The sequence below is a fragment of the Pseudomonas sp. R1-6 genome, assembly GCF_051132115.1.
Taxonomy (GTDB): Bacteria; Pseudomonadota; Gammaproteobacteria; order Pseudomonadales; family Pseudomonadaceae; genus Aquipseudomonas.
The window spans coordinates 5,000,991-5,013,121 of record NZ_CP071662.1; the positions used below are offsets into that span (position 1 = coordinate 5,000,991).

10 protein-coding genes are annotated in these 12,131 nt (G+C 61.0%); 1 reads left to right on the forward strand and 9 read right to left on the reverse strand.

Annotated features, from left to right (window positions below; translation table 11 throughout):
• Positions 1-29: 29 nt before the first annotated feature.
• Both msbA and J3P81_RS22500 read right to left on the reverse strand, forming a co-directional pair.
• Positions 30-1,835 carry a lipid A export permease/ATP-binding protein MsbA gene (gene msbA, locus J3P81_RS22495; protein WP_420766157.1) on the reverse strand — a complete coding sequence of 602 codons (1,806 nt, stop codon included), beginning with the start codon at positions 1,833-1,835 and terminating at the stop codon, positions 30-32.
• Between the two features lie 15 nt (positions 1,836-1,850).
• Positions 1,851-3,023: an O-antigen ligase family protein gene (locus J3P81_RS22500; protein WP_420766156.1), complete on the reverse strand. Its 1,173-nt coding sequence runs from the start codon at positions 3,021-3,023 to the stop codon at positions 1,851-1,853.
• Between the two features lie 107 nt (positions 3,024-3,130).
• Here J3P81_RS22500 and J3P81_RS22505 point away from each other — a divergent pair, with 107 nt between their 5' ends.
• On the forward strand, positions 3,131-3,736 hold the full coding sequence (locus J3P81_RS22505) for a toluene tolerance protein (RefSeq protein WP_420766313.1): 606 nt from the start codon (positions 3,131-3,133) through the stop codon (positions 3,734-3,736).
• On the opposite strand, the gene J3P81_RS22510 is transcribed toward J3P81_RS22505, so the two are convergent.
• The 7 genes from J3P81_RS22510 to J3P81_RS22540 all read right to left on the reverse strand — a co-directional run bounded on the left by J3P81_RS22510 (position 3,722) and on the right by J3P81_RS22540 (position 11,894).
• Positions 3,722-4,825: a glycosyltransferase gene (locus tag J3P81_RS22510; RefSeq protein ID WP_434560998.1), complete on the reverse strand. Its 1,104-nt coding sequence runs from the start codon at positions 4,823-4,825 to the stop codon at positions 3,722-3,724. The two genes, J3P81_RS22505 and J3P81_RS22510, sit on opposite strands and share 15 nt — an antisense overlap.
• Positions 4,826-4,873: 48 nt before the next feature.
• Entirely contained in the window at positions 4,874-5,638 is a 765-nt protein-coding gene (locus tag J3P81_RS22515; protein ID WP_420766154.1) for a glycosyltransferase family 2 protein, read from the reverse strand.
• Between the two features lie 56 nt (positions 5,639-5,694).
• Entirely contained in the window at positions 5,695-6,651 is a 957-nt protein-coding gene (locus J3P81_RS22520) for a glycosyltransferase family protein (protein WP_434561000.1), read from the reverse strand.
• 63 nt (positions 6,652-6,714) lie between these two features.
• Positions 6,715-8,118, reverse strand: coding sequence for a PIG-L deacetylase family protein (locus J3P81_RS22525; RefSeq protein ID WP_434561002.1), 1,404 nt, complete (start codon positions 8,116-8,118; stop codon positions 6,715-6,717).
• Between the two features lie 8 nt (positions 8,119-8,126).
• Complete coding sequence (locus J3P81_RS22530) at positions 8,127-9,023, reverse strand: antimicrobial resistance protein Mig-14 (protein ID WP_420766151.1); 897 nt, start codon at positions 9,021-9,023, stop codon at positions 8,127-8,129.
• Complete coding sequence (locus J3P81_RS22535) at positions 9,023-10,153, reverse strand: glycosyltransferase (RefSeq protein ID WP_420766150.1); 1,131 nt, start codon at positions 10,151-10,153, stop codon at positions 9,023-9,025. The genes J3P81_RS22530 and J3P81_RS22535 overlap by 1 nt, the downstream gene beginning before the upstream one ends.
• Entirely contained in the window at positions 10,137-11,894 is a 1,758-nt protein-coding gene (locus J3P81_RS22540; protein WP_420766149.1) for a carbamoyltransferase family protein, read from the reverse strand. Before J3P81_RS22540 ends, J3P81_RS22535 begins: the two co-directional genes overlap by 17 nt.
• Positions 11,895-12,131 lie beyond the last annotated feature (237 nt).

Consider the following 12,131-nt stretch of genomic DNA (forward strand, 5'->3'; position numbering starts at 1 on the left):
TGCACCAGAGCATAGCCTTGGCCTCGTATTCAGGCGATGTCCTGGGTGGGAACATCCAGGCCCATGGCATGAAGACGCGCGTAATAGCCATTTTGCGCGAGCAGTTCGCCATGGGTGCCGCGTTCGACGATGCGCCCCTGATCCATGACCAGGATCATGTCGGCCTTTTCGATGGTCGACAGCCGATGCGCGATGACCAGGGTCGTACGGCCTTTCATGACCTGGTCCAGCGCGGCCTGGATATGCCGCTCGGACTCGGTGTCCAGTGCCGAGGTGGCCTCATCGAGGATCAACAGCGGCGCGTTTTTCAACAACGCCCGGGCAATCGCCAGCCGTTGGCGCTGGCCACCGGACAACAGCACGCCGTTTTCGCCGACCTCGGTGTCCAGGCCGTGGGGAAGCTGCGCGATGAAGTCCATCGCGTAGGCGTCCTGGGCGGCTTTTTCGATGTCGGCCCGCGGCGCGCCGGCCAGGTCGCCGTAGGCGATATTGTTGGCCACCGTATCGTTGAACAACGTGACGTGCTGGGTCACCTGGGCCACATGCCGGCGCAGGTTGCGCAGTCGATAATCTTCGATTTCCACGTCATCGAGCAGGATCTGGCCGACTTCGTGGTGATAGAAACGCGGGATCAGGCTGGCCAGGGTCGACTTGCCGCTGCCCGACCGCCCTACCAGGGCGATCATCTGCCCAGGGTCAGCGGTGAAGCTGATGTCCTTGAGCACTTCCCGATCGGCGCCCGGGTAGGTAAAGCTCAGGTTGCGCACATCGAGACGGCCGCTCACGCGCTCCTGCTCGACCGTGCCTTTATCCACTTCGGGCTCGACGTCCAATTGCTCGAAGATGCTTTCGGCGCCCGCCACGCCCTTCTGGATCGTGGAGCTGACTTCCGAGAGTTGGCGAATCGGCTTGGGCAGCAGGCCCGCCGCGGTGATGTAGGCCACCAGATCGCCCGCTGTCGCGTCACCGCGCAGGAACAGTACCAGGAACATCAGCGCGGCCATGGCGGTGTAAATCACCAATTGCAGCATCGGCGTGTAGACCGCGCCGGTGCGGGTCATGCGCAGTTGTTTGTCGGTATTGCCTTGGCTGGCGCTGGCAAAACGCTGCTCTTCATAGGCCTCGCCACCGAAGCTGCGCACCACCCGATAACCCTGGATGGTCTCAGAGGCGACGTGGGTCACGTCGCCCATGGCCACCTGGATCTTTTTGCTTTGTTTGCGGAATTTCTTGCTGGTGCTGCTGACCATCACTGCAATCAATGGCAGGATCGCCAGCATCACCAAGGTCAGTTTCCAGTTCATCCACACAAGGTAAGCGAAGAGGAACACCACGGTGAGGCCTTCGCGAATCACCACCTTGATGGCGTCCGTGGCAGCACCGGTGACCATGGTCACGTTGAAGGTGATCCGGGAAATCAGATGACCGGAATTGTGGGTGTCGAAATAGCGGTTGGGCAGGACCAGCAGCTTGTTGAACAACTCGACCCGCAGATCATGCACCAGCCCCAGCGAGACCTTGGCCAGGTAATAGTTGCCTAGGAACGACCCCAGGCCCTGCCAGGCAGCGATCAGGATGATCAGCAGCGGCACGGCCATCAGCAGCTTCAAATCCTTGAGATACGGCACGCTGGGAAACAGTACCGCATCGGGATTGCTCAACCCGTCGACAAAATATTTGAGTATCCCGGCCAGCATGGGCTGGGTGGACGCAAATATCACGAAGCCCACGATACTCAGCAGGAAAATGCCCAAGTAGGGTTTGACGTATCCCAGCAGCCGGAAATAGATTTTCAGGCTGGAATCCTGTTCCGCTTTAGGCGGTGCGTCACTCATCGTCGAGCTCACTGGTTAGGAAGAGCGCGGGATTTTATCACAGCCATCGGGATTGGCCCGCGCCCAGGTCAAAAGGCTGGCCATGCCGACCGGCAGCCAAGTGATGAACCACTCGGCGCGCGGGGTGCCCGTCAGGCTCGCCGCGTCGAACTGCATCGCCAGGAACGAAAACACCCACATGCCCAGCACGCCTCGGCCCAGCAGGGTGTCACGGGCACGCCAGGCCTCGCGCAGCACCGCGAACCAGACCACGCACCATATCAACATTCCGGGCAGGCCCAACTGAATGGCAACGTGGGTGAACAGGTTATGCGAGTGGTCGAACAAACGGCCACCGACAGGAACCCGGTAGTCGCCTGCCAATCCCAGCCCCCCCCAGGGATGCTCGGAAATAATCTGCAGGCTGGACGCAAAAATTTCCGGACGATAGGAAGCTCCGCGGGCCATCACCAAGGGTTCCAGCAACCAGAAAGTCACCATCGCCAGCACCAGCGCCGCGGCGGCAATCAAACGAGTACGCGAGTCCCGGCAGTAAAGCGGCATGGCCAGTACGCTGAGCAACAAGGCCAGGGCCGCGCCGCGACTCTGGCTCATGACCACGAACAAGCCCAGCAGAGCCAAGGCCACGGCACACACAGCTTGCAGCCCGATACGACGCGGCACCCAATGCAGCATCCAGATCGCCGCGAGGCCAATCACGTAGCCACCCAGGATCGGATGGGACAACTCGCCCAGCCCCTCGAGACGCGCCACCCAGCGCTGGTTCTCGATGCCATAGAAATGAATCATTGCCATCAAGGCCGTCAGGGCTAGCCCAACACCGCCCCACTGCATGATACGGATCACCCGCTCAGGTCGACCGTCAGCGAAAATCGGGAAGAACATCAGGAATATCAGGATGTACAACAACCGCTTGGCTTCGCGCACGGGCTCCGGCGACTCGGCCCAGAACAGGGTGATCAATGCCCACGCCATCAATGCCAGCAACGCCGTGTAGATCAAGCGCTGGGCGCGCCATAACTCCACCAGCCTGTGCCGCGCGGGCCAGGCGAACAGGATCGCGGGCAACCAGACGAATGCGATCATTCCTTGTTGATAAACCTTGTTGGCGGGTGCCAGTGCGATCGCCAGCAAAAACCATGACAAGCCAAAGGCCATCCATACCTGCGCCCAACGTGTTGCTTGCATCCAAAGCTCCTAATCGATGTACCAGCCAAACCGGCATGGTTAAAACAAAAACTTTTGGGCATCATGGCCCGCCACGGCACCGGTTCTTTCAACAAGGTTTCCCTACGATGCAATCCTCACGGCTTCCCCAAGCCGCTTTGAATCAATTGATTGAAGGCGCCAGCATTCTGGAGGCCGACAGCTACGGCCCAAAAGTCTATCTGTTGCAGGATGGAAACATCCTCAAACTGTTTCGCCGCAAGCGGCTATTTTCGTCGGCCCTGTTGAGGCCCTATTCGACGCGATTCATCAAAAACGCGGCCCGCTTGCAAGAACTCGGCGTACCGACTCTCGAAGTGCTTGCCTACTACAAACTGCAAAAGCCCGGCATGACCGCCGTACTGTATCGGCCGCTTCCGGGAAAAACCCTGCGCCAATTGTCGAATCAGGAGAGCTTCAGCTGGCAACAGCGCCTCCCGGACCTGATCGAACTGATCCGCAGCCTCCACGCCCGTGGTGTCTATTTTCGCTCGTTGCACTTGGGCAATATCGTCGTCACTCCGGAAAACACCCTGGGGCTGATCGATGTCGCCGACATGCGCTTCCTGCGCTCGCCATTGCCGCGCTATCTGGCGCGCCGCAACTTGCAGCATTTCGCTCGTTATATTGCGCGGGAAAACCTGAACGGGAGCTTTCCGATGCAAGCGCTGGAAAACGCCCTACTGCCTGCCTGAGATCAATTCCCGGGCGGTCCGGCAGAAACCCGACCATGCCTCGTCCGGCGCCAATGCCTGGTATTGCGCCGCCGCGACGGCTTCGGCCGAAGCCTCTGAAGCCCGCGTGATCGCCTCGCCCCAGGCACTCTCATCGCCGGCAGGCGCATACCAACCGGCATCGGCCAGCTGTTCGCGGAACACCGCCAGGTCACTGGCCAGCACCGGAACGCCGGCCAGGATCGCCTCCTGAAGAATCAGGCCAAGGCCCTCTTCAAAGGAGGGGACCAGCACCCAGTCGAACGCTCTATAGAGCTTCGCCACGTCTTCCAGATGCCCGGCAAGCAATACCTTGTCGACCAGGTCCGGCTGGTCGATGCGCGCCTGCAGTGCTTCCCGTGCAGGCCCTTCGCCGACGATCACCAGGCGCCAGTCAGGCTGCGCGACAGCCGCCAGGGCAAAGGCATCGAGCAAACTGGCGAAGCCCTTCTTGTCCACCAGCCGCCCCACGGCGCCGAATATGCGGGGGCCCGCCAAAGGCAAGTGCATCCGGGCACGAGCCTCTTCACGTGGCAGGAGGCAGGTCTGGAATCCGGCCGGATCGAATGCACTGCGCAACGCAGTGACCGGCAACCCCAGCGCTTCCTGCAGCGATGCCGCCAATGTCTGCGACACCGCAGCCAGGGCCAGGCGCGAGGGCGCAAAGCCGCGCAGCAGATCCCGGCCCACGGCATTGAGCCGTGTCGCCCCGTGGAATATCACCACCACATGGATGTGCGGCATGTCCTTCAATACTGGCAACAGGGTACGAGCCACACCGAGGCCGTCGAGCAGGACCACTTGGGCAGCGCTGTCGAGCAGCGCCTGGCGAAAACGGCTGTGCATCCAGGGCCTGAACAGGCGCCAGAAGTGCCGCCCCTTGAGTTTCGCCGAGGTCAGGTTCCATTCACGCGCCGGACCCACGCCCTCCAGGCACGCAGATTCCGAGCCCTGCAAGAGCCATGTCCTGATAGGCATCGCCGGGTCGATTTGTGAAAGTATCTGGCGATGGACCTTATGCACCGAAGCGAATGGCGAACCGCCTGCCCACATAACATTAATAATGCTCATCGAGCAGCAAACCTTTGATCGCGGACCCGAACTCGTGCTTCGAGAAACTCAATAATTGATAAGCCAGCCAACACAGACTCCGAGCAAAAGGATCAGAAAGAGCTTGATTTGCTCACGGCGCCTGCGACGCGCCTTGCGCTGGCGTTCGACAGGGACTTCGACATGGACACCGAATCCGGTGTGTAAAACAGCATCCCCTTCAAGGGTGACCGCGGTCAAGTTCAGTTGAGCGTAACGAAGCGACAGGGCCTTTTCGCCACCAAAACCGGCAAACGGGGCGCACAACTGGTATTCCTTCAAACGGCGCAGGCCAGGGTTGAGGGAAAAACTCTGCCATTCAGGCTTGTCGGATATCAGTGGATAGCACGGCACGCCGCCGATCAGCTGACGCTCGCCCAAGCGAATGTAGGGACTGTGGACACACAGGTCGTAGACATAATTGCGCAGCCATACCTGGAGAATCTCGGGCCGCAGTTGCAGGACCGTCAGAGAGTCCTCCACGAACCCCGGGCGGTAGAACTCCCAGTCATCCTCGCAGTGGAAGATATACGCTGTCTTGACGTGTCCGTAGGCCAGATCGATCGACGCCAGCTGCCCCAGCTTCGGCCGATTGATGAAAACCGTGCAGTGCGCCTTCCAATGGGCAGGAAGGACCTCATGCACCCCATCGTCGCCCGCATCTTCGGTAATGAACACTTCGCGGATAGGCGCAGTATTGAAACGGTCGAAACTCTCGAGCGTCCGCTTGAGCAGGTCGAGCCGGCCGCAACTGGTGACCACCAGGGTGATGTCACTATCGTCGGAAAACTGCACTGAAATACCATTTAGTCAAATGCCACCCAGGTCGTTGGATGGCATCGCGGTTTTTGTTAAATACCCAGTTTCTGGCGCAAGGACTCTAGCAGACTCAACGGTTCGCGCGGTCGCAGCGGAGGTTCCAGCGCTTCCACGATTTTTTGTCCGATACGCGCGAAGCTGAACTGCTCCAATGCCAGCCTGTGGCCGTTGCGGGCGATACTTTGCGCCAGTTCGGGCTCGGCGCGCAGCCGGGAAAGTTTTTCCTGAAGTTGCGGGATGTCCCGATACAACACCACGTTATGCATGTCCTGCAACCCCAGCGCCCGCGCTTCCTCGGCGCCTTGATCATAGGCCAGCAGCACACAACCGCAGGCCATCGCCTCGAAATTCTTGATCATGTACTCGCCCATGCCCACATCGGCACTGACGAAGAAGCGGATCCGATTGAGAGTTTCGCAATACTCTTCGCCGGACTTGGTACGGGTGACGACCAGCGGCTCGACGCGCGCCAGCTCGTCCAGCAATGCCTTGCGCCCGCTATAGGCGACGCTGTTGGTACTGCCGACAAACGCCAGCTCGATGTCCCGCTCGCGCTGCTGGTCTTGCAACAGCGATTGATCATAGCCCTTGGGTACGAAAACCGCATCGAACCCTTCGGCACGCAAGCGTTCGGTCACCATGAACCCGGAGCTGATGACCCGCACCCACGGCAGGCGTCGGTAATGAGCGCTGAACTTGCCGGTGTATTTGCACGGGATGTAGTTCTGGTAGGCATCATGCTCCAGGATCACCAGGTTGGGGATCGTGCGGATGAACCCCGCCTGGCGGATTTCCTGCTTGAAGCGCAGGAAAAATACAATCCGGTCGTAGCGGGAGACGTCCACGTGTCTCCGGAAGTAGCCTCGCAGGTTGCGTTGCTCCTGGCTGTCGAGCCAGCGCAGGTCGCACTCGCAATGGGCGGCGACACCTTCATAGAGCCGATCCAGGATGGCCCGTTGTTCTTTCTGCACCAGAAACAGAACTTTCATCGTCTTCCTTGCGGCACCGAACGACTTGATAGATAACCGGAGGCCTTGTAGCCCCCTGGGCCCTTAAAGCCGCCAGAACAGTTCATGACGGCGTACAGCCTTGCGAAAGAATTCATTCTCGCCATAGGGCGACTCCCGGCGCCCGGCCAACAGACGCTGGATACCACGACGCAATCGACGCTTGAACGGAGCAGGCGGCTGCAGGTCATGCATCATGCCCAGCGCCATGGCCTTGTCACGTTGCCCGGCCAGGGTCAGGCCCAGGCTGAACGGATGCATCGGCCGGGCCGGGTCGAAATGGGGCGGCAACACGACGCCCATGCCGGTATCACCCATGGGCCAACGATCGTTGTCGTGCAGGTGGTTGGCGTATCCCAGCAGCACGGAGGGCTGCCACTCCAGTCCTTCCAGCGCCTGCAAGACAGCCTGGTGGGCACAAAGATGATCGGGATGCGGATCGAGCGTCGGGTGAGGCAGCACAATCACTTCGGGACGCGCCTTGAGCAGCACTTCGCGCAAGTCCGCCAGCAGGTTGTTCCAGGTCGGCGCACCGTCTGCATCGCCGGGCAAGGCAAACGGGTTCAGTTGGCGAAACAGCCGGGTATCGCTCAGATCCGCCTCGCGGGAGCCCTGGGGTTGGCCGGGCGCGGCTTGCATCGCCGCCAGTTGCAGGCAGAAATACCCCAGTTGCACGCAGTGTTCCTGCGGCACACCGGCCCAACGCGGCACGGCGAGGCTGTCCCAGGCGCGCAATCGGCCCTTGAGCCGCGCAGCTTCGGCACGTCCCAGGCCCATGCGCTGGTAATGTTGTGCTTCGATTTCCCCGGCCGTCAGGGTGACGATCCAGGCCTCTTCGGCCTGGCTGTAGAGTCCGTAAGCGGCCAGTTCCGCATCGTCGGCGTGGGGCGCGATAACCATCAGCCGCGGACGCTGTAGCTCCATCGGCGCAAACGACCACAGCATCGGCTCGCCCGACAAGCGACAAAAGCGTCCGCGCAAGCGCAATTCACCCCGGGACAGCACCGCGCCCTGCTCGCTGAGGTTGAGGTAGCGCAGGCCGTTGACTCCACGCTCGAATGTTTGTCGGTCCGCCGCTTCACCGCCCGACAACTCGACGCTCGGATCGAAGAAACGCCCCAGCCAGGTGCTTTTGATCCGCAAGGCCAGGACCAGAGTCGCGCCGTCATCGAGAATCACACCTTCATCCAGGCGCAGTCGCCCTGCATTGAGGTGAACCTTCGGTTGCTGCGTGAAGGGGGGAAAATCGTACTGGTAGTCATCCTTGGGCGAATAGAACAGATGATCGGCGAACCACGCCTCGTGGGCTACCCAGCCCAACAGCGCCAGCACCAGCGGCAGCCACCAGGCCACCCAAACGCCTATCAGCCCCAATACGACAAGGGCGCACAACAGCCCCACGCGCTTGTTGCGACGATGGCGCTTGAGCAGTTGTTGTTTTCGATTCATCGGCGGGTTCATACGCTGAATACCGGCACGGGGTTGCACCAGCGATCCTTGTATTCGCGATCCGCCCGGCCAAAGGAAAACCGCAACGGCTTGCCAGCGGCCCGGGCGTGCTCCCAGGCGCCTTGCGTATTGAGGAAGCTCAAAACGCTGCCCGGGCTGAATTCGCGAGTTTGCGGGTCGACGCCGCCATTGATGTATTCGACGCTGATCCATTCAGGCGCTTCGACGCGATAGACCAGTTGGATGGCGATGGGCGCATCGTTGAGAAAAATCACCGAGCCGATCAGCAGCTCGCGCAGCAGCTCGACCACCTCGCCCATGCGCTCGGCACCGGTGGCGGGAAAACCCCAGCGACGCTGGAAAAGATCACAGTAGATCGACGCCAACTCGGTACTGGAGAACTCGCCGACCGGCCGCACCTGCCCGCCGGCTTCCTCCAGAAGACGCAATTCACGGCGCTGGTTGTAGCGGAACTTCTTGGACAGTTCTTCCGGCAGGCGAGCCATGGCCAGCTGCTCTTTCTGCAGTTTCAAACCGCTGAAGCGACCTTCATTGAGCGCCGACAGATACCGTCCTCGATGACGCAACGGTGCCTGGGTGTCGGGCGCGGCCGGCAGGATCAACTCGGCATTGCCCAGGTCGAACAGGCCTTTTTTTCCGCTGCGCTTGAGCACGTCCTTCGACAGCGCCAGATCGCGGCCCCAGGTCGGAATTGCCGCCTTCAGCTCGCCGCCCTGCTCGAATGCCAGGTAACGCACGGGAATCCCAGCCAGGGCGGCCAGGCGCTCCACGACCAGGGGGTGTGTCGCCACACTGCCGCCAAAACGTTGCCACGCCTGGGCGTAACTCGAGGCATCCGTGGTGGTCCAGCCGCGCTCTCGCCAGCCTTGGAATCGGTTGAGCATCAGTTCCTCGGCGCCAGTTCAGTCACTTGGGGCAAGCGCCAGAATGCCTCGCGTACGGCGCGATCGGAAAAACGTTCGCGCAAGCGCTCCAGCATCAGCTCGGCGCATTGGCGCCGCTGCAATTCGTCCATCGCAGCCAGGTGTTGCAGACCTTGGGCCATGTGCTCGGCGTCACCAAGCGGGAACAGGATACCGACGCCCTCGACGACCTCCTTTGCGCCACCGCAGGCCGTGGCCAGCAACGGCACGCCGGCAGCCATGGCTTCGAGCAGCACCATGCCGAACGGCTCGTGATCGGAGCTCAGCGCAAACGCGTCGAAGGCACGGAAATAACGACGGGCCTCTGGCACCTGGCCGAGAAACAGCACGCGGTCGGCAATGCCCAACTCTCGCGCCAGAGCCTTGAGGTCCTGTTCCAGGCGCCCCTTGCCCAGAATCGCCAGTTGGCTGTGGCTTGGCAGGTACGCCAGCGCAGCGCCAAAACCGCGAAGCAGGGTGGCCTGGTCCTTGTCCGGATGCAGGCGTCCGACGTTGCCGACAATCCAGGCGTTCGCTTCCAGCCCAAGGGTTTGTCGCGCCTGCTCCCGGGAAACCTGGCTGGCCTGCAAGGCCTCCAGATCGATACGGTTGTAGAGGGTCTGGATCCTGCCGACCGGCCATTTTGGCAGGCAGCGACGCATGTCGTCGCGCACGGCGTCGGACACCCCGAGCAAGCTCAGGCGCTTGCGAAAAACCTGGGCGAACAACCGGCGGGTACGCCGTTGATAATCGCCAAAGGCATGGTGCACGCCGATCACCGGCAACCCAGTGCCGAGCAGGGCGATGTAGATCGGCTTGAACCGGTGCGCGATGCAGAAACTGAAATTGCGCGAGGCGGCGATCTTGCGCAGATCGCCGATGGCACCCAGCTTCAGGCCGCGAATGGCACTGGAGCTGTACTCCATGAACAACACCTCGTCCGAGGCACAGGCAGCGGCAACCTCGGCGTCCGCCGAGCCGGTGAGAAACACCGTGGTCACACGATAACCGGTTCCGGCGAACAGACTGGCGTACTGACGGGCGCAGTCCAGGAACGGCCCGTCATAACCGTGGCAGAACTGCAGCACATGTCGCTCAGCCGAGCGTGTCATAAGCGTCCACGCCGTCCTTGACCACCAGGATGTCCTCCATGATCAGGTATTGCAGGTCGGAACCATAGAACATGTTCAGCGCGTCGGTGGGCGAGCAGATCATGGGTTCGCCGCGACGGTTGAGTGAGGTGTTCAGCGACACGCCATTGCCGGTCAGGACTTCCAGGGCTTTCATCATGTCGTAGTAACGCGGGTTGTATTCACGCTTGAGCACTTGGGCCCGGGAGGTGCCGTCTTCATGGACCACTTCCGGCACGCGGGTTTTCCATTCCTCAGCCACTTCGAACGTGAAGGTCATGAACGGTGCCGGGTGGTCGACCTTGATCATCTGCGGCGCAACGGTGTCGAGCATCGACGGGCAGAAAGGCCTCCAGCGTTCACGGAACTTGATCTGTTCGTTGATGCGGTCGGCCACGCCGCTGGCGCTTGGGCAACCGATGATCGAGCGACCGCCCAAGGCCCGCGGGCCAAACTCCATGCGGCCCTGGAACCAGGCCACCGGGTTGCCGTCGACCATGATCTTGGCGATGCGCTCAGGGGTGTTGTCGATCTTGCGCCACGCCGGCTTGCTCGGGTGACGGGCGCAGGCGGCGATCACATCTTCGTTGCTATAGGCTGGGCCGAGGTAGACGTGTTCCATCTTCTCCACCGGCACGCCACGGGCGTGGGACACATAAGCCGCCGCGCCCACCGCCGTACCGGCGTCGCCGGAAGCCGGTTGCACGAACAGCTCCTTGACGTCATCGCGGGCGATGATTTTCTGGTTCAGTTTGACGTTCAATGCGCAGCCGCCGGCGAACGCCAGCTTGCCGGTTTCCTTGAGCACGTCGCCCAGGTAGTGATCGATCATTTGCAGCGCAAGCTTCTCGAACAGCGCTTGCATGCTGGCCGCGTAGTGAATGTACGGCTCGTCGGCGATGTCGCCTTCGCGTTTCGGACCGAGCCACTCGATCAGCTTTGGCGAGAAGTAGAAACCCTTGCCTTTCTCTTTATAGCGGCGCAGGCCGATCACGTTGGCGTAATCGGTATTGATCACCAATTGGCCGTTTTCGAACGAGGCCAGGCGCGAGAAATCATATTTGCTGGCGTCGCCGTAGGGCGCCATGCCCATGACCTTGAATTCGCCATCGAGCATCTCGAAGCCGAGGAACTCGGTGATCGCGCCGTACAGGCCACCCAGGGAGTCCGGGTCGTAGAATTCCTTGATCTTGTGGATCTTGCCGTTTTCGCCATAGCCGAAGAAGGTCGTGGCGTATTCGCCCTTGCCGTCGATGCCGAGGATGGCGGTTTTTTCCTGGAAACCCGAGCAGTGATAGGCACTGGAGGCATGGGCCAGGTGGTGCTCAACCGGCTCGATCTTGATTTTTTTCGGGTCGAAACCCAGTTGTTCCAGGCACCAGACGATCTTGCGGCGATAACGTTTGTAGCGACGATTGCCCATCAGAATCGCATCGAGGGCACGGTCCGGGGCGTACCAGTAGCGCTTGGCGTAGTGCCAGCGCGCTTCGCCGAACAGGCTGATCGGGGCAAAGGGGATCGCCACCACGTCAACGTCAGACGGCTTGATGCCGGCTTGCTCCAGGCAGAACTTCGCCGACTCGTAGGGCATGCGGTTCTTTGCATGTTTATCGCGTACGAAGCGCTCTTCCTCGGCCGCCGCGATCAGCTTGCCGTCGATGTACAGCGCTGCGGAAGGATCATGGCTAAGGGCGCCGGACAGGCCAAGAATCGTCAATGCCACAGGGGTCTAGCCTCTTATGTCTGCATACGGGCGACAAGCGCCGCGAAAAAATGATGTGCCACGCATCAAGGGTACGGGGCAGCTAAAGGGCGGGATTATAGCTTAAAAGCGATCTTAAGCCTCTAGCGGAGTCGTAGGGTTTACACGGTCCGTGGCGAGGGAGCTTGCTCCCGCTCGGCGGCGCAGCCGTCACAGGAACTGCGAATCGTTTTTTCCTGGTACTGCGCTTTGAATGGC

Excerpts from the sequence above, each read along its gene's own strand:
- msbA (WP_420766157.1), bottom strand. The coding sequence starts at position 1,835 with ATGAGTGACGCACCGCCTAAAGCGGAACAGGATTCCAGCCTGAAAATC.
- J3P81_RS22500 (WP_420766156.1), bottom strand. The coding sequence starts at position 3,023 with ATGCAAGCAACACGTTGGGCGCAGGTATGGATGGCCTTTGGCTTGTCA.
- J3P81_RS22505 (WP_420766313.1), top strand. The coding sequence starts at position 3,131 with ATGCAATCCTCACGGCTTCCCCAAGCCGCTTTGAATCAATTGATTGAA.
- J3P81_RS22510 (WP_434560998.1), bottom strand. The coding sequence starts at position 4,825 with ATGAGCATTATTAATGTTATGTGGGCAGGCGGTTCGCCATTCGCTTCG.
- J3P81_RS22520 (WP_434561000.1), bottom strand. The coding sequence starts at position 6,651 with ATGAAAGTTCTGTTTCTGGTGCAGAAAGAACAACGGGCCATCCTGGAT.
- J3P81_RS22525 (WP_434561002.1), bottom strand. The coding sequence starts at position 8,118 with ATGAATCGAAAACAACAACTGCTCAAGCGCCATCGTCGCAACAAGCGC.
- J3P81_RS22530 (WP_420766151.1), bottom strand. The coding sequence starts at position 9,023 with ATGCTCAACCGATTCCAAGGCTGGCGAGAGCGCGGCTGGACCACCACG.
- J3P81_RS22535 (WP_420766150.1), bottom strand. The coding sequence starts at position 10,153 with ATGACACGCTCGGCTGAGCGACATGTGCTGCAGTTCTGCCACGGTTAT.